The sequence below is a fragment of the Phyllobacterium sp. SL163 genome, from assembly GCF_049896885.1.
Classification (GTDB): domain Bacteria; phylum Pseudomonadota; class Alphaproteobacteria; order Rhizobiales; family Rhizobiaceae; genus Phyllobacterium; species Phyllobacterium calauticae.
This window is the reverse complement of the sequence record NZ_JAFCVE010000003.1, coordinates 110,230-132,585: the sequence shown is the minus strand read 5'-3', so window position 1 is coordinate 132,585 and position 22,356 is coordinate 110,230. Positions and strand designations below refer to the sequence as shown.

Below are 22,356 nucleotides of genomic sequence, written 5' to 3'. Positions count from 1 at the left end.
CATGGATAGCAGTCAATCAAGCGACATTATATGTCTGTTTCGCAGAAACCTTTGAAACAAGTGCGAAATATCAGCCGTGATGCGTGCCGGAAACACATGGATTTTGTGTTGCAACTCCCCTAGCCTGTCAGGAGTTGCAATCATCGAGATTCCCGCATGAGCCAGACCGAGACGCTTGCCCCGCCCGCCAAATCCCGTCTCGGCAGGCTTGACGTGCTGCGCGGTATCGCGCTCATTGCCATGGCGACCTATCACACGGGCTGGGATTTCGAGTTTTTCGGCTACATGGAGCCTGGCACCACGGGCCATGGGGCGTGGAAGCTTTATGCCCGCATCATTGCCTCGACCTTTCTTGTGCTTGTCGGTTTCAGCCTCGTGCTGGCCCATCGCAACGGTATCCGCTGGCGCTCTTTCGGCATCCGCCTGGCGCAGATCGTTGCGGCATCCCTCGCCATCACCCTCGTCACCCGGTACATCACGCCGGACAGTTTTGTGTTCTTCGGCATCCTGCATGAGATTGCCGCCGCCAGCGTGCTCGGCCTGTTGTTTCTGCGCCTTCCCGCCATTGTCATCGCCATCGCCGCCGCGGCCGTTATCGCCGCGCCGCATTACCTGGCCTCCGCTGCATTCGACGCCCCGGCGCTCTGGCCGCTCGGCCTGTCGGAAATGCCCATCCGTTCCAATGATTACGTGCCGATTTTCCCGTGGTTCGGCCCGGTCCTGGCGGGTATGGCCCTCGCCAAGACATTGCTGCACTTCGACCGGATGCGCATTTTCGGCGGAACCATCCGTCCGGCCTGGCTCGACCGGGGATTGCGGTTCATCGGCCAGCACAGCCTGGCGTTCTATCTGATCCATCAGCCGGTGCTGATCAGCTGCGTTTTCCTGATCGCGCAGGTGGTTCCACCAGCCACGCTTACACCGCACGAGGTTTTCGACCGGGAATGCACCCGTAGCTGCTCGGTGGACAATGACAGGGCGTTCTGCGAACGTTTTTGCACCTGCACGGTGGGCCAGTTGGAGACGCAGAAGATTTTCGACGATGTCTATACGGGCAAGCGCAACCAGGACAATGACCCGCAGATACAGGACATCACCGGCATGTGCACGCAGGAAGCGATGCAACCCTGATCGAAATTTTCATCGGCAGTTGCAGTGTGCGTGGTTCGACAAGCTCACCATGAGGAAGGTTGAGAGTTGCGGGGAGCCTTATTCCGCGACGTTCGCGATTGGCATGCAGCCAATCCACCACCCTCATGGTGAGCTTGTCGAACCACGCACCACACAGCACGAACCATGCAGAAGGACAGTACCAGCTCTCAGGTGTTGACGCCCAGTTCCGCCAGCCGTTCGATGCAGGCTTCTTCAACCTGATCGAGTTCGGCCAGGGTTTCCTCGATGTCACGGCGCTTCTGGCGCAGGTCGCCGCGCTTTTCCTCGACACGCTTCATCAACAGGTGCAATTGACCCATTTCCCCCGGCGGCTCGCGGTACATCTGCACGATCTCGTGGATTTCCGCGATGGAAAAACCGAGCCGCTTGCCGCGCAGGATCTGCTTGAGCAGATGCCGGTCCGATGGCCGGAACAGGCGTGTGCGCCCGCGGCGGACGGGGTGGATCAGCCCCTCATCCTCATAGAAGCGCAATGTCCGGGTGGAAACGCCGAACTCCCGCGTCAGCTCAGTAATGGAATAATATTCGCGCATGACAGACATTGCTCTGATTTTTCTTACTATTTCACATGGATGTTTGGCCACGCAATTACGTAAAAGTCAATTGTACCTTTGTTAGCATAAATGAACGTTAGTCTCAAATGCTGGAAAATCAGCTGTCAGGCCAGTCCGAACCACCAGGTCGCCAGTCCGAGGAACGAGAAAAACCCGACAACATCGGTCACGGTGGTGACAAAGACAGCCGACGAAATGGCGGGATCGGCCCCGAACTTGTCGAGCAGCAGGGGAATCAGAATACCGCCGAGTGCAGCGGCCATCATGTTGATGATCATGGCCGAGGCGATGATCCCGCCCAGTTCGGCATTGTGGAACCAGAAGCCGGCAACCATGCCGATCAGCACGGCGAACACCATGCCGTTGATCAAACCGACCGAGGCCTCGCGCCGGATGATGCGGCCCGCATTGTAGATATCCATGTCGCGTGTCGCCAGCGCACGCACTGTCACGGTCATGGTCTGGGTCGCCGCATTGCCGCCCATGGAGGCAACAATGGGCATCAGCACCGCCAGCGCCACCATCTGCTGGATGGTGCCATCAAACAGCCCGATGATGGAGGCGGAGAGAAACGCCGTGAACAGGTTGACGACCAGCCAGGGTGTGCGCGAGCGCGAGGTGGACAGGACGGAGTCGGACAGTTCTTCGTCGCCGACGCCGCCGAGGCGCATGATGTCCTCCTCGGCCTCTTCCTGGATGACGTCGACGATGTTCTCGATGGTCAGCACGCCGACAAGCCGTTCATTCTCGTCGACAACGGCGGCGGACAGCAGGTCATACTGCTCGAAAATCTGTGCCGCCTCTTCCTGATCCATCGTCGCGGGAATGGCATGGCGCGTCTCATGCATGATCTCGTCGATCTTGCTGTCGCGGCCGGCGCGCAGGATGCGGTCGAGATCGATGGCGCCAAGCAGCCGGAACATCGGATCGATGACGAAAATCTGCGAGAAGGATTCCGGCAGGTCGGCATTGTTGCGCATGTAGTCGATGGTCTGACCGACGGTCCAGAACGGCGGCACAGCGACGAACTCCGTCTGCATGCGCCGTCCGGCGGTTTCTTCCGGATAGCCGAGCGACCGGCGCAGGCGCACGCGCTCGGTGAATGGCAGCTGCGCCAGAATCTCGTCGCGGTCTTCCTGGTCGAGATCTTCCAGGATGTAGACGGCATCGTCGGAATCAAGGTCCTGAACCGCTTCAGCGATCTGCTGATTCGGCATGGCATCGACGATTTCGAGGCGCACGGCCTCGTCGACCTCGGTCAGCGCGGCAAAATCGAATTCATCGCCCAGCAGTTCGACGAGCGCCGCGCGCTGCTCCGATTGCAGCGCTTCGAGAACGTGGCCCAGTTCGGACTGGTGCAGTTTGCCGACATGGGAACGCAGGAACAGAACATCACGATCCGCAATGGCGGCGCCGACACGGGCGAGATAGGACGAGCGGACGGCACCGTCTTCGCCGTAAATGTCGACGTCCCGCTCGTCATCGGCGGGCGGAGGCAATGTTTCCGTTTCGTCCATCGATCCGCACCTGCCTTCCCGACACGACTTGCACCATACAGTGTCAGTTAACGCATAACCCCCGAAATCCAAATCGATTTCTCCGGGGATTACGCGTCAATTCAGAAGGTTATTCCCCCGGCGGGACCGGGTGGTGGGCGCTGCCGGTCAGGCGGCGCTGTCTTCCCAGCCGCTGATGGCCTTGACCTCAAGGAAGTCTTCCAGCCCCCAGTGACCGCCTTCGCGGCCGATGCCGGACTGCTTGTAGCCGCCGAACGGCGCATCCGCCTTGTGCGACGCGCCGTTGATGCGCACCATGCCCGCACGCAGCTGCTTCGACACACGCTTGATCCGCTCGCGATCGCCCGACTGGATATAGGCGGCAAGACCGTATGGCGTATCGTTGGCGATTTCGACGGCTTCTTCTTCCGTATCGAACGGGATCATCGCCAGTACCGGCCCAAAGATTTCCTCACGGGCAATCGTCATCTCGTTGTTCACATCGGCAAACACCGTGGGACGGACGAAATAGCCGCGATTGAAGCCCTCCGGACGGCCGGTGCCACCGGCGATCAGGCGTGCGCCTTCCTTGATGCCCTGTTCGATCAGCCCCTGCACCTTGTTGAACTGCGCCTCGGAGACGAGCGGGCCCATATGATCGCCGTCCTGCGCGGGATCACCGACAACGGTCGCCTTCGCCGTGGCAGCGGCCACCTCAGTCGCCTTGTCGTAGACCGAGCGTTCCACCAGCATGCGCGTCGGCGCATTGCAGGACTGTCCGGTATTGTTGAACACGTGCAGGACGCCGCGCGTGACCGCCGCTTCCACATCGCTGTCGGCGAAAACGATGTTGGGCGACTTGCCGCCGAGTTCCAGCGACACGCGCTTGACCGTATCGGCAGCAGCCTTGGTCACGGCAATGCCGGCACGGGTCGAGCCGGTGAAGGACATCATGTCGATGCCCGGATGCGCCGACATGACAGCGCCGACCGACGGGCCATCGCCATTGACCATGTTGAACACACCGGCTGGAAGGCCCGATGCATCGATGATTTCAGCAAAAACCACCGACGAAATCGGCGCGATTTCCGAGGGCTTCAGCACCACGGTGCAACCGGCGGCGATGGCAGGCACGACTTTCAGCACAACCTGGTTCATCGGCCAGTTCCACGGCGTGATCAGGCCGCAGACGCCGATGGGCTCATAGGCGATCCGGACGTTGGGGTTGTGCTCGTCGAGCGGGCGCTCGAATTCGAAACTCTTCAGCGCCCGCATGAACGCCTTGAGGTGGCCGGTGCCCGAGGCTGCCTGCTCTTCCAGCGCCATCTTGATCGGTGCGCCCATTTCGGAGGAGATGGCCTGCGCCATGTCATTGATGCGCGTCTCGTAGGCGGCGGTCAGGCGCTCGAGCCAGGCAATGCGCTCCTCGCGGCTTGTCAGGCTCCAGGTGGCGAATGCCTTGCGTGCGGCGGCAACGGCGGCATCGACATCGGCGGCCGAGCCCATTGAAATGACGGCGAAAGGCTGCTCATCGGCAGGATTGATGACATCAAGATCCTTTGCCACGGCCGGAGCGGTCCATTTTCCATTGATATAGAAATCGGTCTTGCGAAGCATGGTTGGTCTCCTGCCTGGTGCTGTCGGATTGGGTTGGTTCAGGGCGGACGTGCATCCGTTGGACTGCTGGTGTAGCGGATGAATGGACCGGCAGCCAACAGGAATATCGAACAAAGAGGCGAAAATAGCGGCGCGCTGACGTCTGATCGTCATTTCCCGGGTTGATGGAAGGCACGCCCGATGCGCAGGAAATTGCCGAGCATGGCGTGGCCATATTCCGTCAGCACCGACTCCGGATGGAACTGCACCCCGAATGTCGGGTGCTCCCGGTGGGCAAGCCCCATGATCTCGCCCCTGTCGGAGCGGGCCGTTACGGTGAGCGACGCATTGTCCTTGTCCGCAACGACAATCAGCGAATGATAGCGCCCCGCCTTGAACGGGCTCGGCAAGCCCTTGAAAACGCCCGTTCCGTCATGCTGGATCAGCGACGAGCGGCCATGCATGGGTTCCTGCGCCCGCAGCACCGTGCCGCCGAAGGCCTCACCGATGCACTGGTGGCCAAGGCATATGCCGAGAATGGGAATGCGGCCGCTGAAGGCTTCGATGACGGCGAGCGACTGCCCCGCTTCATGCGGCCCGCAGGGACCCGGCGAGATGACCAGAGCCGCGGGTTGCAGCGCTTCGATGTCGGCGACGGTGATTGCGTCGTTGCGCACGACGCGTGTTTCCTCGCCGAGCTCGGCAAAATAGCGCGCCACGGTGAAAACGAAGGAATCGTAATTGTCGATGATGAGGATCATGAGCCGGCATCTCCGGCCATGTCGAACACATCGAAAATCCGCGCCGCCTTGTCCAGCGTCTCCTGATACTCCGCCGCGGGATCGGAGAGCGCCGTGATGCCGCCGCCCGCCTGGAACACCGCCTTGCCGCCCTGGAACAGCACGGTGCGGATGGCGATGTTGGTGTCCATATTGCCGTTGAAACCGAAAAAGCCGATCGAGCCGCAATAGACACCGCGCGCGACCTGTTCCATCTCGGTGATGATTTCCATCGCCCGCAGTTTCGGCGCACCGGTGATGGACCCGCCGGGGAAAGCCGCGCGGATCAGGTCCGGCAGTGATTTTTCGTCCGCCAGACGCCCGGTGACGACCGACACCAGATGATGCACGCTGGCGTAGGATTCCAGCCCGCACAGCACGGGCGTGAGCACGGAATGGGGATTGCAGACCCGCGACAGATCATTGCGCATCAGATCGACGATCATAAGGTTTTCGGCGCGATCCTTTTCAGAAGCAAGCAGGGTCTCCGCATGCCGCTGGTCGATTTCACGGTCGGTCGAGCGCGGCACCGTGCCCTTGATCGGCCGTGTCTGCACCTCCCGGCCCCGAACGGAAAGAAACCGTTCCGGCGAACTTGACGCTATGATCAGATCATCGTGCTCCAGATAGGCGGCAAATGTCGCGGCATTGCGCTGGCGCAGCGCCTTGTAGAAGGCCCAGACGGGATAGTTTTCGGGAAGATCGGCGATAAAGCGTTGCGCGATATTGGCCTGGAAGATATCGCCATCGAGAATGTATTCGACGACTTTCGCCACCGCCTGCATATAGGCTTCGCGTGTGAAATTGGATTGCCAGACATTGCGCGCAACAGGTGGCCGCGCGGGGGCTTGCGTGTGCACCGGCTTTTCGAGCGCCGCGAGAAAGACATGAGCGCGTTCGGCGGCACGCCTTTCATCCGCCTGTTCGGGCAAACCGGACGAGACGAGCCAGACCCGTTGCGTCAGGTGATCGAAGGCAAGCACGACGTCATGGAAATGCCAGATGGCGTCGGGCACATCGCCCTGCGACTGTTTGCGCGGTTTTGGAAGATTTTCCAGCAACCGTCCGAATTCATAGGAGAAATAGCCGATGGCCCCGCCATGGAATGGCGGAAGGCCAGCCTGATCGTCGAGGCGGAAACGTTTAAGATACTGGGCAAGAGCCTCCAGCGGGCCGAGATCCAGTGGCTGATCGTTCCAGCTGGCCGCACCATCCCGGACCGCCAGCGTGCCGAAGGGATCGGCAGCCACGTAGGAATAGCGGCCAAGCTGGTCGTGCCGCATGGCACTGTCAAGAAAGCTCAGCCCGCCGAACGGCTTCAGGCGTTCGGCAGCGTCGACTGGTTCCAGCCAGGGGATTTCACGGACGTACATCCGTTGTCAGCCTTTCCCGAACGATGGCGTTACCCGCTCTTGCGGGTGGAAAGAAGTATACTTGTCTCGGTCAGGGTGATTCCGTCAATATGCCGGATGTCGCGCAGCGTGTGATCGAACGCTTCCAGCGTCTCCACCTCGATCTCCGCAACAATATCCCAGCGGCCGTTGGTGGTATGCAGCGCGCGGATTTCGGGAAAGCCCTGCAGGCGGCGGATGACCTTTTCCGCACCCTGCCCGGCCACTTCGATCATGGCGATGGCGCGAACGCCGTAGACACCTGCTCCGGCTTTCAGCGTCACGGTAAAACCCTGAATGGTGCCATCGGTGGTCAGCTTGTCGACGCGGGCCCGCACAGTGGCGCGCGAAATGCCGAGCAGCGTTGCCATCGACGAGACGGGCATGCGGCAGTCATCGCGCAGCAGTGACAACAGGCGGCGGTCAAGATCATCCATGTCTGTTCCAATTTGTACAATTGAGATGCGCAAACTGCGCATTAAGTAGCGCATTTCTATCAGGATGCTGTCTATTTGTCACCGTCTCGGGGTGGCAGTATACTGGCTGCGCCGGAGACTCCCCCGGCTTCATTTGATTGACCATTCAAACGCGAAAGTGGCGCTTGTTGATGAACATGCTCAGCAACTTTGAGAACGACCCCAAACAGAAATTGATGATCGTCGGCGCGCCCATCGAGGAAGGTGCCGGTCGTCTCGGCGCCCTGATGGGCCCGGCAGCGCTGCGCACCGCCGGTCTCATCCGCACTTTGGAAGAGATGGGCCATCCGGTCGACGATCATGGCGATCTTCGCTTGCCGCAGACCCTGCCAGCCGTTGCGCCCGTCACCGGCCTTGCTCATCACATCGAAAAGATCGCCGCATGGTCGCGCATGCTCTGCGTTGAAACCTATGAGGCGATGAAGGACGGCAGTTTTCCGGTCATTCTGGGCGGCGACCATTCGCTGTCCATGGGCTCGGTCGGCGGCATCGCCCGCTACTGCCAGGAAAACAACCGCGAACTGTTCGTGCTCTGGCTCGATGCGCATTCCGATTTCAACACCCCGGCAACCTCGCCCTCCGGCAACATGCACGGCATGTCCGCAGCGCTCCTGTGCAACGAGCCCGGCCTTGAAGGCGTGTTCGGCGACGAGCCGCATGGCCTGATCAAGCCGGAAAACCTGCATCTCTTCGGCATCCGCTCCATCGACACGGTCGAGCGCAAGCTCCTGCGCGAACGCGGCATCGACGTCATCGACATGCGCCAGATCGACGAGTTCGGCGTGGCCAAGCTGATGCGCCGTATCATCGAGCGGGTGCAGAAAGCCAATGGCATCCTGCATGTCAGCTTTGACGTGGATTTCATCGATCCGTCGCTTGCGCCGGGTGTCGGCACGACGGTTCCGGGCGGCGCCACCTACCGCGAAGCCCATCTCGTGATGGAAATGCTGCACGATTCCGGCGTTGTCGGCTCGCTCGACATCGTCGAGCTCAATCCGTTCCTCGATGATCGCGGCAAGAGCGCCATGCTGCTCGTCGATCTCGTCGCCAGCCTGTTCGGCCGGCAGATTTATGAACGGCCCGCCGTTTCAGACCAGAGCACCACGGCGCTCAACGTTTAAGAAAATTGGCAAATAGGAGGATATTTTGCTGCAAACAGCCGCCCAACTGATTTCGACCGAGTCCCGTCTTGGCGCTCACAACTACAAGCCGCTTGATGTGGTTCTGTCGCGCGGTGAAGGCGTGCATGTCTGGGATATCGATGGGAACCGCTATCTCGACTGTCTTTCAGCCTATTCCGCCGTCAACCAGGGCCATTGCCATCCCAAGATCCTGGCGGCCATGACCGAGCAGGCGTCCAAGCTGACGCTGACCTCGCGTGCCTTCCGCAACGATCAGCTGGCCCTGTTCTACGAAGAGCTGGCAACCCTCACCGGCTCGCACAAGATCCTGCCGATGAACAGCGGTGCCGAAGCCGTCGAGACCGCCATCAAGGCCGTGCGCAAATGGGGCTACGAGGTCAAGGGCGTGCCGGAGAATGCCGCCGAGATCATCGTCTGTTCCGATAATTTCCACGGCCGCACCATGGGGATCGTCGGGTTCAGCACGGATCCGTCCGCCCGCGAGAATTTCGGCCCGTTTGCGCCGGGCTTCAAGGTCGTTCCTTTCGGCGATATCGATGCCTTTGCAGCGGCATTGACGCCCAATACCGTGGCGTTCCTTGTCGAGCCCATCCAGGGCGAGGCCGGCGTGAAAATCCCGCCGAAAGGCTATTTCTCCAAGGTGCGCGCGCTCTGCACGCAGAACAACATCACGCTGATCCTCGATGAAATCCAGACCGGCCTCGGCCGCACCGGCGCCCTTTTGGCGGAAGAGCATGAGGCGATCGAGGCTGACGTGACGCTGATCGGCAAGGCGCTCTCCGGCGGCTTCTATCCCGTCTCCGCCGTACTATCGAACAGCGATGTGCTCGGCGTTCTGAAACCGGGCCAGCACGGCAGCACGTTCGGCGGCAATCCGCTGGCCTGCGCCATTGCCCGCGCCGCGCTGCGTGTTTTGACCGAAGAAAACATGATCGAGAATTCGCGCATCGAGGGCGAATATTTCCTGCAGCAGCTCAAGGGTATCCGCAGCAATATCGTGCGCGAAGTGCGCGGTCGCGGCCTGATGCTGGCCATCGAGCTGCATCCGGAAGCCGGCGGTGCCAACCGTTTCTGCTACGAGCTGAAGGAACGCGGCATTCTCGCCAAGGACACCCATGGCGATACGATCCGCATCGCGCCGCCGTTGGTGATCAACCGCGATCAGATTGATTGGGCGCTGGAACAGTTCAACGAAGTGCTAACCAGCATGAATTGAGGCCGGCGGGGGTTCAACACCCCCCTCTGTCCTGCCGGACATCTCCCCCACAAGGGGGGAGATCACATCGGCATCAGCGATTTTGCATCATTTTCAACATTGAAGATGAACCGATACAGCTGTGAAGGCTGATCTCCCCCCTTGTGGGGGAGATGGGCGGCAGCCCAGAGGGGGGTGAAATACTTACATCCTCACCCGCTCCGCCTTCGGATCGTACATCGGCGTGAGCGATGCCACGGCTTTCACGCGCTCTCCGGCAATCTCAATCTCATAGTTCGACGCCAGCACCTGTTCGGCGCTTTCGCCCTTGCAGGCGACATAGCCAAGCCCGATCGCCCCGCCGAGATGATGGCCATAATTGCCTGAGGTGATCGTTCCGACGATTTCGCCATCGCGCACGATGGCTTCATTGTGGAACAGCAGCGGCTCGGGATCGGCAAGACGGAACTGCACCAGCCTGCGGTCCAGCCCGTTTTCCTTCTTCTGCAACACCGCATCACGCCCGATGAAATCGCCCTTCGGGGTTTTGACGGCAAAGCCGAGCCCTGCCTCCAGCACATGGTCTTCGTCGGTGATATCATGGCCGAAATGCCGGAAAGCCTTTTCGATCCGACAGGAATCCAGCGTATGCAGGCCGCATAGTTTTAGACCCAGCTCCTGACCGGCCTCCTCCAGCGCCTCGAACACATGCGCTGTCTGATCCGACGAGACATAAAGCTCCCAGCCGAGTTCGCCGACATAGGTGACGCGATGGGCGCGGGCCAGACCCATGCCGATCTCGATTTCCCGCGCGGTGCCGAAGGGATGGCCCGTATTGGAAAAATCGTTGGGGCTGATCCTTTCGATCACGTCGCGGGATTTCGGCCCCATCAGGCACAGCACGGATTCCGCCGCCGTCACATCCGTGATGACGACGAACTCATCCTTGAGATGCTTGCGCATCCAGGCGAGATCGCGCTGCAGGGTGGCGCCGGGAACAACGGCAAAGAATGCCGTCTCCGACAGGCGCGTGATCGTCAGGTCGCTTTCGATACCGCCGCGATTGTTGAGCATCTGGGTGTAGACGATGCGTCCGGGCTCGACATCGAGCTGGTTGGCGCAAAGTCTTTGCAGGAAAGCGAGGGCATCGCGGCCCTCGACGCGGATCTTGCCGAACGAGGTCATGTCGAACAGGCCGACGCCGTTGCGCACCGCCAGATGTTCCGCGCGCTGATTGTCGAACCAGTTCTGCCGCTTCCAGGAATAGCGGTATTCGCGCTCTTGCCCATCATTGGCGAACCAGTTTGCCCGTTCCCATCCGGCCACTTCGCCGAAAACGGCACCGCGTGCCTTCAGATGTTCATGGATGGGCGACCGGCGGATATTGCGGGAGGTCGCCATCTGCCGATAGGGAAAATGGTCGGCATAGAGCAGGCCAAGCGTCTCGGAGACGCGTTCCTTCAGATAGCGCCGGTTCTTCTGGAATGGCTGGGCCCGGCGGATATCCACTTCCCACAGGTCGAACGGCGCTTCGCCATCGTGGATCCACTGGGCCAGCGCCATGCCGGCGCCGCCGGACGATACGATGCCGATGGAATTGTAGCCCGCCGCCACCCAGTAACCGCCCAATTCCGGTGCCTCGCCGAGATAATAGCGATCATCCGGGGTAAAGCTTTCAGGTCCGTTGAAAAAGGTGTGAATGCCCGCCGTACCGAGCATCGGCATGCGGTTGACGCCCATTTCGAGGATCGGTTCGAAATGCTCGAAATCCTCCGGCAACTGATCGAAGCAAAAATCTTCGGAAATGCCGTTCATGCCCCATGGCTTGGCCACGGGCTCGAAGGCACCAAGCATCATCTTGCCGGCGTCTTCCTTGTAATAGGCGCACTCGTCCGGGACGCGCAGCACCGGCAGGCGGCCGAGCCCCTCGATGGCCTCGGTGACGAGATAAAAATGCTCGCAGGCGTGCAGAGGCACCGTCACGCCCGACGTCGATGCCAGATCACGCGCCCACATGCCCGCGCAGTTGATCACCACGTCGGTCTCGATCGTGCCCTGTTCCTCACCCTTGGCCCAGGAAACGCCGGATACCCGGCCGTTCTTCTTGTGAATGTCGGTGACCTTCACGTTCTCGAAGATTTTCGCGCCGCGTTGCCGCGCGCCCTTGGCCAGTGCCATGGCGATATTGGCGGGATCGCACTGCCCGTCCAGCGGCAGATGCACGGCTCCGACCACATCCGATATGTTAAGATGCGGGTACATCTCTTTGACTTCGCGCGGAGAAATCTCCCGCACATCAACATCGAAAGCACGCGCCAGAGAAGCCTGGCGATAGATCTCGTGTTTGCGTTCCTCAGTCAGCGCCACGGTGATGGACCCCACTTGGCGCATGCCCGTGGCCACCTCGGTTTCCGCCTCCAGCTTGACGTAGAGATCGGCGGAATATTTGGCGAGCCGCGTCATGTTCTGCGAGGCGCGCAGCTGGCCGATCAGACCCGCCGCATGCCACGTGGTGCCCGAGGTCAGCTGTTTGCGTTCCAAGAGAACGATGTCGGTCCAACCCAGCTTGGCAAGGTGATAGGCGACGGAACAGCCGGAAACGCCGCCCCCGATGATGACGGCTCTGGCCTTGGCCGGAAGAGAACTCATGCGCGGATTCTTTCGTTAGCGGGATCCCAGAGCGGCTGATCCGGATGCACGGTAGCCTTGAAGCGTTCGCCGAAAATCTCGACCTCGATTTCCGTTCCGGGTTCGGTGAGTTCGGTCTTGAGCATGCCGAGCGCGATGGATTTATCGATCCGGTGCCCCCAGCCGCCCGAGGTGGTTTCGCCAACGATGCTGCCCTGGTGCCAGAGCGTCGACATGTAGGGCGCATCGCAATCGCCGGCGTCGACAGTCAGCGTGACGAAGCGCTTCTGCACGCCGTGCTGCTTTTCGCTTTCCAGCGCGGCTTTGCCGAGAAATTCCGGCTTTTCCCATTTGATGAAACGGTCGAGCCCGCTTTGCAAAGGCGTGTAGTCGGTGGACAGATCGCCCTTCCAGGCGCGATAACCCTTTTCCAGCCGCAGCGAGTCCAGCGCATACATGCCGAACGGTTTTAGCCCGTATGGCTGCCCCGCCTGCCAGACCGCATCGAAAATCGCCTGGGTATCGGCGACCTTGCTGTGGATTTCCCAGCCCAGTTCCCCGGCAAACGACACGCGCACAAGCTGGCAATAGCGACCGGCAATCTGCGTCGTCTGGTGCGACAGCCACGATTTTCCAAGGTCCGCATCGCAGATACCGGCAAAGAGATCGCGCGCCTTCGGGCCCGTGACGATCTGGCAGGAAAACTGCTCGGTGACGTTGCTGATGCTGATTGCGCTGCCCCTGGGCAGATGTTTTTGCAGCCATTCCAGATCGTGCCACTCCGCAACGCCGGCGGTAATGAGGAAAAACACGTCCTCATCGATGGCCATGATGGACATTTCGGTAACGACGCGGCCTTTGGCATCGGCGAAATAGCCAAGGCCGATGCGGCCGGGTTTCGGCACCAGACCGGTGATCAGGCCCGACAGCCAGTCGCGTGCCCCGGCACCGCTCACCTTGAAGCGGGAGAAGCCGGGCAGATCGAGAATGCCGACCGCATCGCGCACCGCATGGCACTCCTCGCGGATGCGCTGCTGCCAGGGCCCTTCCCGCGTAAATGTCTGGGTCGCCGCTTCCGAGGTGTCGTCGCCCGGCTGCGCATACCAGTTTGCCCGCTCCCAGCCATTATAGGCGCCGAACTGCGCACCCAACCCGGTCACGCGCGCATGCAGCGGCGACAGCTTCTTGTTGCGTCCCGCAGACCAGGTGTGGCGCGGAAAATGGATGGCGTATTCGTGGCCATAGACTTCCACGCCCTTGGCGACGCTGTAGTCATGATCGGCAAAGGCGGTGAAGCGGCGCGGATCGCAGGACCACATGTCCCATTCGGTCGCGCCCTCCGTCACCCATTCCGCCAGTACCTTGCCTGCCCCACCGGCCTGCGCGATGCCGAAGGTGAAAACACAGGCTTCGAACGCATTGGGCACGCCGGGCATCGGCCCGATCAGCGGGTTGCCATCCGGTGCATAGGGAATGGGGCCATTGATGATTTTCGACAGACCGGCCGTACCAAGGATCGGCACGCGGGCGATCGCATCGTTCAGATACCATTCGAGCCGCTCCAGATCGTCGGGAAACAGCTGGAAGGAGAAATCATCAGGCATCGGATCGTCTGGGGTGGCCCAATGCGCCCGGCAATTGCGCTCATAGGGGCCGAGATTCATGCCGTTCTTTTCCTGCCGGAGATAGTAGGACGAATCCACATCGCGCAGCAGCGGCAGCTTGTGGCCCTGCTCGCGGCTCCATGCGGCAATTTCGGGGATTTCATCGAACAGCAGATATTGATGGCTCATGACCATCATCGGCACCTCGCGGCCGAACAGCCTGCCGATTTCCTGCGCCCGGTAACCGGCGGCATTGATCACATATTCACAGCGGATCTCGCCCTGCGGGGTCGCGATCACCCATTCGTCACCGTCGCGCCGGGCACCCGTCACCGGGCAGAAACGGATGATCTTTGCGCCCATGTCGCGCGCGCCCTTGGCCAGCGCCTGCGTCAGCTGGGCCGGATCGATATCGCCATCGTTCGGATCGTACAGCGCGCCCGCCAGATCATGCGTCGCAATGAAGGGATAGCGGCCATTGATTTCATCGACGCCGAGCACATCGATATCCATGCCCTGATAGCGGCCCATGCTTTTGACGCGCTGGAACTCGCGCATGCGTTCCTTGCCATGGGCGAGCCGCAGCGAGCCGGTGACATGGTAGTTCATGGGATAGTCCACTTCCTGCGCCAAGCGCCGGTACAGCTCGGCGGAATAGCGCTGCATGTTCATCACCGACCACGAGGCGGAGAAGGTCGGCACATTGCCCGCCGCATGCCAGGTGGAGCCCGATGTCAGCTCGTTCTTCTCCAGAAGCACGCAGTCGGTCCATCCCGCCTTGGCCAGATGATACAGCGACGAGACGCCGACCGCCCCGCCGCCGATGATGACGACCCGCGCCGACGTTGGAAATTCAGACATGCATAGTCTCCCGTGGTCTCATGCTGTGGTTTTGCTGCCCGGTCATGCCCGGGCGATTTCATCGAGGTACCACTGGATGTACCGCAACTCGTTGTGTTCCATCGGTGCGATGGGCCCCGGCACGAAATAGTGCGAGCGCACGCCGCGCGCCGTGTGTTCGATGATCGTCTTGTCCTCGGCCGTGGTCACTTTCCACAGCCATGTCAGCTTTTCCAGGTCGTAATCCCGGCCCTCCTCGGCATCGCCGTGCACCAGCCAGATCAGCTCCATCTCGCAGGTATCGGCTGTCTTCGGAATGAAACGATAAATCATGCCATGATCGGGGTAGCACACGAGGAAACTCGTGCCGCCAAGGTGGATGGAGGTCACGCCGCCGTCGAATTCGGTGAAACGGCCCATCAGCGGGCCGACGGGCGAGCCGTCCTGGCTGCCGCTCGACACGCCGTCATAGAGCGCATAGCGGAACGTGTGAATGGTTTCATTGCCTTGCGCGGAGCTCTGCCAATGGTCGCCTGTGGCGATATCAATACCAAGCGCACAGGTGCGCTGCTCCATCCGCGCATTCAGCTCGGTGATTTTTTCCAGCGGCTGTTCAAGCGCATGGGTCTGCGAATATTCCGGATGGGCCGGGCCGCAGTGGTAGCACTCGACGTAATTTTCCACGGCCAGTTTCCAGTTGGCATCCACCGGATAGGTCTCGCGGTGCGCCACCTTGGCATCGGCCCAGCCATACTGCCCGCAGGTGGTGCGCAGCGACTGCTCGATAATGTCGAAATTCAGCGGTTCGTCGGCAAAGCAGATGAAGATCAGCCCTTCGGCCACCCGCACATGCAGCTTTTTCAAGCCATGCGCACTGCGGTCGAAATCGCGCGGCATCAGCCGTGCCGCGCGCAGGCTGCCGTCATTCATGTAGGTCCAGGCGTGATAGGGGCAGACGAAGAAGCGGGCATTGCCCTTCTGCTGGGTGCAGACCTCGGCGCCGCGATGGCGGCAGACATTGAGAAATGCGTGGATCGCGCCATCATCGGTGCGCGAAACGATCACCGCCTCCGAGTCGATCTTGAACAGCTCGAAATCGCCCGCATTGGGAATGATGCTGGCATGGCCGATGCAGTGCCAATGGCGGCGGAACACCCGTTCCATGTCCCGGGCGTAGACATCCGGGTCCATGTAGAAAGCGCGCGTCAGCCCATGGCCGGGCCGGTGGTCCGCAATCATGCGGTCGATCTTGTCGCCTGCCGGTGCAACGCCAGCCAATGCCTGTTCCGCGCCCATGTTAGCCTCGCTCAAAAAGAGTGGTCCCCCGACGCGCTCCCTTGTTTCCCGGATGCGTCGCAGATTAGAATGATTCCGCATTGGGCGCCGTTCAAGCGATGGTTGCTCATCAAGACATGAATTATTCTCAACAGTCTGCTTTACAGGATGCCGCCCGATGATGTCGAAGCCCCGAATACCCCCGCTCGGCTCGTTGCGCACGTTTGAAGCTTCGGCCCGTCTCTTGAGCTTTCGCCTGGCGGGCGATGAGCTCGGCGTGACCCAATCGGCCATCAGCCACCGCATTTCCGAGCTTGAGGCGATTCTCGGGGTAAAACTGTTCGAACGCCTGCCGCGCGGCGTGGCGCTGACCGATGCCGGGACGCTGTATTATCCCTATATGCGCGATGCCTTCGAAAAGATCGCCCGCGGCACGGCGCTGATCAACCGGCTGGGCACGACGGATGATCTGGCGATTGAAACCTATGCGACCTTCGCCATCCGCTGGCTCATTCCGCGCCTGACCGACTTCCGCAAGGTCAACCCGAACCTTGCCATCCGCATCGGCACCAGCCAGCTCGACTGGGAACTCAACATCGACAGTTCCGATATCGGCATCATCCACACGACCCGGCCGGAGCGGATGAACCTGCATTACCGGCTGCTTGTCAAAGCCGAGATGTTTCCGGTGTGCAGCGCGGCGGTTGCGGCGCGGATCGCGGGCGACACCGAGGCAAAGGCACTCAACAAGGTGCCGCGTCTGGCGCTCTATACCGCGCCGGAGGACTGGGGCACGTGGCTCGATGCCGCAGGGATTGCCGATAGCGGCCAGGCGGTGACGCTGAAGTTCGACACCTACCTCGCCGCCCTGCAATCAGCGCTCGATGGTCAGGGACTGGCCATCGCGCCGGGCTTTCTCGTCGCCGACGATCTGAAGGCGGGGCGTCTGGTGGCACCGTTCGCGCTGAAAGTCCCGCAACCCAGTGCATGGTACATGATCTGCCGCAAGGAGCGGGTCAATGAAGCGCGCATCCGCCAGTTCGAGAAGTGGCTGGTGGAGCAGTTCGGCGGATGAAACCAACGATTGCTGTTGTTTCACCCCCCTCTGGGCTGACGCCCATCTCCCCCACAAGGGGGGAGATCAGCTTTCACAATTGTTTCAGCCAACCTTCAAGGGTGAAAGCTAAGCGGGATGAGTGATGTCGATGTGATCTCCCCCCTTGTGGGGGAGATGTCCGGCAGGACAGAGGGGGGTACAAATCACTTCCTCTTAATCCCGATCGATTTTCCAACCCGCGCCGGAATCCCGAGCTTCGCATGGGCATCCCGGTAAAACGCGAGCTTTGGCAGCACGTCCTCCGGGAACGGCACAACCTTCGGACCGTTCATATCCACGTGCAGTGACAGAACTTCCGAGGTCGCGGCAACCCAGCCATCGACGTGAATGATCTCGTTGTAGGTGTGCAGACGCTTGCCGTCGAAATCGATGAGCTGGCTGGTGACCGTCACCAGATGGTCGAGATGGATCTCTTGCACGTAGCAGATATGAACCTCCGCCGTGTAGATCGTCAGCTTGCGTTCCGCCGCATATTTCGGGCCAAATCCCAGTTCGGCAAGGAATTCGTCGCCGCCGCGGTCGAACACCACGTTGTAATAGGCCATGTTCAGATGGCCGTTATAATCGATCCATTCCTTTTCCATGGCTATCGGAGCGGAGCGGTACAAATCACCTTCTGGCATGCTGATATTCCCCTCATTGGTAAAACTCGGCGGCATTTGAACCATGGCAGCCGCCCGTCCACTGTGTCAAAAACGACTGATAATGGCGGCGGCCTATCGATTGGCTGCCGCGCGCAGGCTGCTCGGCGGCTTGCCTTCAAACGTCCGGAACGTACGGGCGAATGCGGCAGCGGATGAAAAACCCGTACGCGCGGCGATATCGGCCAGCGGGGTTTTGGTGTCGGTGATCAGCCGCCGTGCGATCTTCAGGCGCAGCCGCAGATAGTAGCGGCCGGGTCCCTCGCCCACGGCCTTCGCAAAAATTTTTTCCAGGCTGCGGGCGCTAAGACCGCAGCGTTTGGCAATCGCACCGACGGTGAGCGGCGCATCGAGATGCCCCTCCATGAGCCGAATCGCCGTGGCGAGTTTCGGATGCACGCCGTCGAGCCGCCCCAGCGAGACAAGCGGCTGGGCAACATTGGACGCATGCGCTTCGTCGTAGATAAAGACGCTCGCCACATCGAGCGCCACGGACATGCCGCAGCGCGAGCGGATGAGATGCAGCATCAGATCGAAGGTCGGCGATGCGCCGCCCGTGGTGAAGACGGGCCCGTCGATGACATAGCGGTCCGGCCGGATATCCGCCTCGGGAAATTCGGCGGTGAATTCCTCCATGTCCTCCCAGTGCGTTGTGGCACGCCGTCCCCGCAGCAGCCCCGCCCGGCCAAGCAGCCATGACCCCGCCTCGATGCCGCCGATCATCTGGTAGTGATGCATGGCGCGGCGCAGGCCGGCGGTGAAGGTGGTGCGCGAAATATCCGATGTGCCGAAGCCGCCGATCATCAGCAGCATGTCGGCCTTGTCAGCCGGATCGAACGCGCCGGAGACGGCAATCGGCAGGCCGCAGGTGGTGATCGCCGGGTTGCCATCCAGCGAAACGATCCGCCATTTGAACAGGGTGCTGCCCGAAACGCGGTTGGCGGCACGCATCGGATCGATGGTCGATGCCACGCACATCAGCGATGCGCCGCTGAAGACGAGGACCGTCACATCAAGCGTTTTGGTGTTGGGCAAAAAGAGTGGCGACGTTTCGCTATTCATCAAATCAAGTTCGTATATTGCAAAGCATGCATTTGCAACAGCTGCATGATTTGCCCAACGAAAAAATGGGAGCAAAGCAATGGGACTCACCCCCAATCGCGACGTATTCATCACCTGTGCCGTCACTGGCGCTGGCGACACGACAGGCCGGTCCGACAAGGTTCCGGTCACCCCGCGGCAGATCGCCGACGAATGCATTTCCGCCGCCAATGCCGGTGCCGCCGTGGCGCATATCCATGTGCGCGATCCGAAAACCGGCAAAGGATCGCGCGATGTCGCGCTTTATGCGGAAGTGGTCGAGCTGATCAAGGAATCGGGCGTCGACATGGTGCTGAACCTTACCGCCGGCATGGGCGGCGACCTGACGCTCGGCAGCACCGAACAGCCGATGCCGCCCTCACCTGTTGGAACCGATATGGTCGGCGCCACCGAACGGCTCGTGCACGTGGCCAAGCTGCGCCCGGAAATCTGCACGCTCGATTGCGGCACGATGAATTTCGGCGAAGGCGATTACGTCATGACCAACACGCCTGCCATGCTGAAAGACATGGCGGCACAGATCAAGGCGCTGGGCGTGCGCCCGGAAGTCGAGATTTTCGATACCGGCCACCTGCTCCTCGCCAAATGGCTCTATGACCAGAAGCTTCTGGAAGACCCGGTCATGGTGCAGCTGTGCATGGGCATTCCGTGGGGTGCGCCCGACGATATCAATACGCTTTTGGCGCTGACCAACAACCTGCCCGCCAACTGGACGTTTTCGGCCTTCTCCATCGGCCGCAACCAGCTGCCCTATGCCGCCATGGCCATGCTCGCCGGTGGCAATATCCGCGTCGGCCTTGAAGACAATATCTGGCTCGACAAGGGCGTCCTTGCCACCAACGGCCAGCTGGTCGAACGGGCCGTGAAGGTCGCCGAGGGCATCGGCGCCCGCATTCTGGGACCGGACGAGGTTCGGGCCCGCATGAAACTGACAAAGGGCTGGTGAGATCATGAGCGTCATTCGCAAAGCGGCAGCCGTCGGCGGCGGCGTCATCGGTGCGGGCTGGGTTGCCCGTCTCATTCTCAACGGCATCGACGTCTCGATCTTCGATCCGGACCCGGAGGCGGAACGCAAGGTCAGCGAGGTGATGAAGAATTCACGCCGCGCCTACAAGACCATGGTGCCCGGCGGCCTGCCGCAAGAGGGCAAGCTCACCTTCGCCAAGACGATTGCCGAGGCTGTTGCCGGTGCCAATTTCATTCAGGAAAGCGTGCCGGAACGCCTCGACCTCAAGCACAAGGTGCTGGCGGAGATCGACAAGCACGCGGCGGTCGATGCCATCATCGGCTCGTCCACGTCAGGCATCCTGCCGTCGGACATGCAGACATCGATGCAGCATCCCGAACGCCTTGTCGTCGGCCATCCCTACAATCCGGTCTATCTCCTGCCGCTGGTTGAAATCGTCGGCGGCAAGCTGACCTCGCCGGAAGCCATCGAAACCGCGCGGGAACTCTATGCCTCCATCGGCATGAAGCCCGTGGTCATCCGCAAGGAAATCGAAGCCTTTGTCGGCGACCGCCTGCTGGAAGCCGTCTGGCGCGAAGCGCTGTGGCTGATCAAGGACGACATCACCACCGTCGAGGAACTCGACGATATCATGCGCTATTCCTTCGGCATCCGCTGGGCGCAGATGGGCATGTTCCAGGTCTATCGCGTGGCGGGCGGCGAAGCCGGCATGCGCCACTTCATGGCCCAGTTCGGCCCCTGCCTGTCCTGGCCGTGGACCAAGCTGATGGACGTGCCGGAGCTCACCGATGAACTCGTCGACAAGATCGCCGCACAGTCCGATGAACAGGCGCATGGCCTGTCCATCCGCGAGCTGGAACGCATCCGCGACGACAATCTCGTCGCGATCATGGATGCCCTTTCGCGCCAGAACAAGGGCAAGGGCTGGGGTGCCGGTGCGCTCTACAAGGATTACACCAAGCAGTTGTCGAAACTGGCACAGAAGCCTGTGGTCTCCAAGGCGGCTGAAAAGGCCAAATCCACCAAACCCAAGAAGAAGGTTTAAATCATGGATTTCGGTCTTTCGGAGGAGCAAAGGCTGATTGTCGAGACGACGCGGGCCTTTGTCGAAAACGAGCTTTACCCGCATGAAGCGGAAGTGGAGCGCACGGGTGTCCTGCGCAAGGAACTGGCGGACGAACTCAAGCAGAAGGCGATAGCAGCCGGTCTTTATGCGGCGAACATGCCGGAATCCGTCGGCGGCGCCGGTCTCGATACCGTGACATGGCTGCTGTACGAAAAGGAGCTTGGCCGCGCCAATTATGCGCTGCACTGGTCCTGTGTCGGCCGTCCGTCCAACATCCTGCTCGCCGGTACCGACGCGCAGAAGGAAAAATACCTCTATCCCTGCATTCGCGGCGAAAAATCCGATTGCCTCGCCATGACGGAACCGGGCGCCGGTTCCGATCTGCGCGGCATGAAGGCGACGGCCGTCGAAAAGGGCGGCGACTGGGTCGTCAACGGCACCAAGCATTTCATCAGCCACGCGCTGGAAGCGGATTTCGTCATCCTCTTCGTGGCGTCCGGTGAGGAAGACACGCCGCGCGGCAAGAAGAAGAAAATCACCGCCTTCTTCGTCGACAAGGGCCATCCTGGCATGACGATCCGCGAGGGGTATCGCAACGTCTCGCACCGGGGTTACACCAATGCCATCGTCGAATTCGACGATTGCCGGCTGCCTGCCGATGCCATTCTTGGCGAGGTGCACAAGGGTTTCGAGGTTGCCAATACCTGGCTCGGTGCCACACGGCTGCAGGTCGCGGCCACCTGTCTCGGTCGCGCCGAACGGGCGCTTGGCCATGCCATCGAATATGCGGCGCAGCGCGAACAGTTCGGCCAGCAGATCGGCAAGTTCCAGGGCGTCTCGTTCAAACTCGCCGACATGGCAACGGAGCTGAAGGCCGCCGATCTTCTGACCTTCGAGGCGGGCTGGAAGTTCGATCAGGGTACCGTCACCGATCAGGACATGGCCATGGCCAAGCTGAAGGCCACGGAAATGCTCGCCTTTGTCGCCGACGAGGCGATCCAGATACATGGCGGCATGGGCCTGATGGACGACCTGCCGCTTGAGCGCATCTGGCGCGATGCGCGGGTGGAACGCATCTGGGAAGGCACATCGGAAATCCAGCGGCATATCATCTCGCGCGCCCTGCTTCGCCCGCACGGAGCGTAAGTGATTATGCGGTCAGGTTTCACCCCCCTCTGTCCTGCCGGACATCTCCCCCACAAGGGGGGAGATCACATTGGCATGAATGCTTTCGCACAACAGGAAACGTTTCAAATTTCGCAGAAACGGCAATGCAGGCTGATCTCCCCCCTTGTGGGGGAGATGTCCGGCAGGA

The 22,356-nt window shown here is 60.9% G+C and carries 18 protein-coding genes; 7 read left to right on the top strand and 11 right to left on the bottom strand.

Translation table 11 applies throughout. The features are described 5' to 3' along the window. Positions 1 to 156 precede the first annotated feature (156 nt). Positions 157 to 1,131: a DUF1624 domain-containing protein gene (locus ACP7B1_RS07385; RefSeq protein WP_346307117.1), complete on the top strand. Its 975-nt coding sequence runs from the start codon at positions 157 to 159 to the stop codon at positions 1,129 to 1,131. Between the two features lie 188 nt (positions 1,132 to 1,319). On the opposite strand, the gene ACP7B1_RS07380 is transcribed toward ACP7B1_RS07385, so the two are convergent. The 6 genes from ACP7B1_RS07380 to ACP7B1_RS07355 all read right to left on the bottom strand — a co-directional run bounded on the left by ACP7B1_RS07380 (position 1,320) and on the right by ACP7B1_RS07355 (position 7,426). After that, positions 1,320 to 1,706 (bottom strand): MerR family transcriptional regulator, encoded by a 387-nt coding sequence (locus ACP7B1_RS07380; protein WP_105733149.1) that lies wholly within the window; start codon positions 1,704 to 1,706, stop codon positions 1,320 to 1,322. A 125-nt stretch (positions 1,707 to 1,831) separates the two neighbouring features. Beyond that, positions 1,832 to 3,244 (bottom strand): magnesium transporter, encoded by a 1,413-nt coding sequence (gene mgtE / locus ACP7B1_RS07375; RefSeq protein ID WP_223615051.1) that lies wholly within the window; start codon positions 3,242 to 3,244, stop codon positions 1,832 to 1,834. Between the two features lie 147 nt (positions 3,245 to 3,391). Continuing rightward, complete coding sequence (locus tag ACP7B1_RS07370; protein WP_346305835.1) at positions 3,392 to 4,840, bottom strand: aldehyde dehydrogenase family protein; 1,449 nt, start codon at positions 4,838 to 4,840, stop codon at positions 3,392 to 3,394. Positions 4,841 to 4,989: 149 nt separating this feature from the next. Further along, entirely contained in the window at positions 4,990 to 5,580 is a 591-nt protein-coding gene (locus ACP7B1_RS07365; protein WP_346305836.1) for an aminodeoxychorismate/anthranilate synthase component II, read from the bottom strand. After that, complete coding sequence (pabB, locus tag ACP7B1_RS07360) at positions 5,577 to 6,971, bottom strand: aminodeoxychorismate synthase component I (protein ID WP_346305837.1); 1,395 nt, start codon at positions 6,969 to 6,971, stop codon at positions 5,577 to 5,579. Before pabB ends, ACP7B1_RS07365 begins: the two co-directional genes overlap by 4 nt. Positions 6,972 to 7,000: 29 nt before the next feature. After that, positions 7,001 to 7,426, bottom strand: coding sequence for an Lrp/AsnC family transcriptional regulator (locus tag ACP7B1_RS07355; protein ID WP_105732917.1), 426 nt, complete (start codon positions 7,424 to 7,426; stop codon positions 7,001 to 7,003). Between the two features lie 176 nt (positions 7,427 to 7,602). On the opposite strand from ACP7B1_RS07355, the gene rocF reads away from it, so the two are divergent. Both rocF and rocD read left to right on the top strand, forming a co-directional pair. Continuing rightward, positions 7,603 to 8,586 carry an arginase gene (gene rocF, locus ACP7B1_RS07350; protein ID WP_374042729.1) on the top strand — a complete coding sequence of 328 codons (984 nt, stop codon included), beginning with the start codon at positions 7,603 to 7,605 and terminating at the stop codon, positions 8,584 to 8,586. A gap of 28 nt (positions 8,587 to 8,614) precedes the next feature. Beyond that, entirely contained in the window at positions 8,615 to 9,823 is a 1,209-nt protein-coding gene (rocD, locus tag ACP7B1_RS07345) for an ornithine--oxo-acid transaminase (RefSeq protein WP_346305838.1), read from the top strand. A gap of 183 nt (positions 9,824 to 10,006) precedes the next feature. Here the strand turns inward: rocD and ACP7B1_RS07340 are convergent, their stop codons facing one another. From ACP7B1_RS07340 to ACP7B1_RS07330, 3 genes are read right to left on the bottom strand one after another with little or no spacing between them, the layout of a single operon-like run. Further along, positions 10,007 to 12,451, bottom strand: a complete 2,445-nt coding sequence (locus ACP7B1_RS07340) for a GcvT family protein (protein ID WP_426136854.1) — start codon at positions 12,449 to 12,451, stop codon at positions 10,007 to 10,009. Then, positions 12,448 to 14,895: a GcvT family protein gene (locus tag ACP7B1_RS07335; protein ID WP_426136853.1), complete on the bottom strand. Its 2,448-nt coding sequence runs from the start codon at positions 14,893 to 14,895 to the stop codon at positions 12,448 to 12,450. Before ACP7B1_RS07335 ends, ACP7B1_RS07340 begins: the two co-directional genes overlap by 4 nt. A 42-nt stretch (positions 14,896 to 14,937) precedes the next feature. After that, complete coding sequence (locus tag ACP7B1_RS07330; protein WP_346306059.1) at positions 14,938 to 16,170, bottom strand: aromatic ring-hydroxylating dioxygenase subunit alpha; 1,233 nt, start codon at positions 16,168 to 16,170, stop codon at positions 14,938 to 14,940. Between the two features lie 160 nt (positions 16,171 to 16,330). On the opposite strand from ACP7B1_RS07330, the gene ACP7B1_RS07325 reads away from it, so the two are divergent. Next, complete coding sequence (locus tag ACP7B1_RS07325) at positions 16,331 to 17,224, top strand: LysR substrate-binding domain-containing protein (protein ID WP_346306058.1); 894 nt, start codon at positions 16,331 to 16,333, stop codon at positions 17,222 to 17,224. A 185-nt stretch (positions 17,225 to 17,409) separates the two neighbouring features. On the opposite strand, the gene ACP7B1_RS07320 is transcribed toward ACP7B1_RS07325, so the two are convergent. Further along, positions 17,410 to 17,889, bottom strand: coding sequence for a thioesterase family protein (locus tag ACP7B1_RS07320; protein WP_346306057.1), 480 nt, complete (start codon positions 17,887 to 17,889; stop codon positions 17,410 to 17,412). A gap of 93 nt (positions 17,890 to 17,982) precedes the next feature. Next, positions 17,983 to 18,972, bottom strand: coding sequence for a GlxA family transcriptional regulator (locus ACP7B1_RS07315; RefSeq protein ID WP_403173688.1), 990 nt, complete (start codon positions 18,970 to 18,972; stop codon positions 17,983 to 17,985). A gap of 76 nt (positions 18,973 to 19,048) precedes the next feature. On the opposite strand from ACP7B1_RS07315, the gene ACP7B1_RS07310 reads away from it, so the two are divergent. Genes ACP7B1_RS07310 through ACP7B1_RS07300 form a run of 3 tightly spaced genes read left to right on the top strand, consistent with a single transcriptional unit; the run spans position 19,049 to position 22,187 of the window. Further along, positions 19,049 to 19,954: a 3-keto-5-aminohexanoate cleavage protein gene (locus ACP7B1_RS07310; protein WP_426136852.1), complete on the top strand. Its 906-nt coding sequence runs from the start codon at positions 19,049 to 19,051 to the stop codon at positions 19,952 to 19,954. Between the two features lie 4 nt (positions 19,955 to 19,958). Beyond that, positions 19,959 to 21,020: a carnitine 3-dehydrogenase gene (locus ACP7B1_RS07305; RefSeq protein WP_346306054.1), complete on the top strand. Its 1,062-nt coding sequence runs from the start codon at positions 19,959 to 19,961 to the stop codon at positions 21,018 to 21,020. Positions 21,021 to 21,023: 3 nt separating this feature from the next. Beyond that, positions 21,024 to 22,187: an acyl-CoA dehydrogenase family protein gene (locus ACP7B1_RS07300; protein WP_130269263.1), complete on the top strand. Its 1,164-nt coding sequence runs from the start codon at positions 21,024 to 21,026 to the stop codon at positions 22,185 to 22,187. The last annotated feature ends 169 nt before the right edge of the window (positions 22,188 to 22,356 follow it).

Excerpts from the sequence above, each read along its gene's own strand:
- ACP7B1_RS07385 (WP_346307117.1), top strand. The coding sequence starts at position 157 with ATGAGCCAGACCGAGACGCTTGCCCCGCCCGCCAAATCCCGTCTCGGC.
- ACP7B1_RS07380 (WP_105733149.1), bottom strand. The coding sequence starts at position 1,706 with ATGCGCGAATATTATTCCATTACTGAGCTGACGCGGGAGTTCGGCGTT.
- mgtE (WP_223615051.1), bottom strand. The coding sequence starts at position 3,244 with ATGGACGAAACGGAAACATTGCCTCCGCCCGCCGATGACGAGCGGGAC.
- ACP7B1_RS07370 (WP_346305835.1), bottom strand. The coding sequence starts at position 4,840 with ATGCTTCGCAAGACCGATTTCTATATCAATGGAAAATGGACCGCTCCG.
- ACP7B1_RS07365 (WP_346305836.1), bottom strand. The coding sequence starts at position 5,580 with ATGATCCTCATCATCGACAATTACGATTCCTTCGTTTTCACCGTGGCG.
- pabB (WP_346305837.1), bottom strand. The coding sequence starts at position 6,971 with ATGTACGTCCGTGAAATCCCCTGGCTGGAACCAGTCGACGCTGCCGAA.
- ACP7B1_RS07355 (WP_105732917.1), bottom strand. The coding sequence starts at position 7,426 with ATGGATGATCTTGACCGCCGCCTGTTGTCACTGCTGCGCGATGACTGC.
- rocF (WP_374042729.1), top strand. The coding sequence starts at position 7,603 with ATGCTCAGCAACTTTGAGAACGACCCCAAACAGAAATTGATGATCGTC.
- ACP7B1_RS07340 (WP_426136854.1), bottom strand. The coding sequence starts at position 12,451 with ATGAGTTCTCTTCCGGCCAAGGCCAGAGCCGTCATCATCGGGGGCGGC.
- ACP7B1_RS07335 (WP_426136853.1), bottom strand. The coding sequence starts at position 14,895 with ATGTCTGAATTTCCAACGTCGGCGCGGGTCGTCATCATCGGCGGCGGG.
- ACP7B1_RS07330 (WP_346306059.1), bottom strand. The coding sequence starts at position 16,170 with ATGGGCGCGGAACAGGCATTGGCTGGCGTTGCACCGGCAGGCGACAAG.
- ACP7B1_RS07325 (WP_346306058.1), top strand. The coding sequence starts at position 16,331 with ATGTCGAAGCCCCGAATACCCCCGCTCGGCTCGTTGCGCACGTTTGAA.
- ACP7B1_RS07320 (WP_346306057.1), bottom strand. The coding sequence starts at position 17,889 with ATGCCAGAAGGTGATTTGTACCGCTCCGCTCCGATAGCCATGGAAAAG.
- ACP7B1_RS07310 (WP_426136852.1), top strand. The coding sequence starts at position 19,049 with ATGGGACTCACCCCCAATCGCGACGTATTCATCACCTGTGCCGTCACT.
- ACP7B1_RS07305 (WP_346306054.1), top strand. The coding sequence starts at position 19,959 with ATGAGCGTCATTCGCAAAGCGGCAGCCGTCGGCGGCGGCGTCATCGGT.
- ACP7B1_RS07300 (WP_130269263.1), top strand. The coding sequence starts at position 21,024 with ATGGATTTCGGTCTTTCGGAGGAGCAAAGGCTGATTGTCGAGACGACG.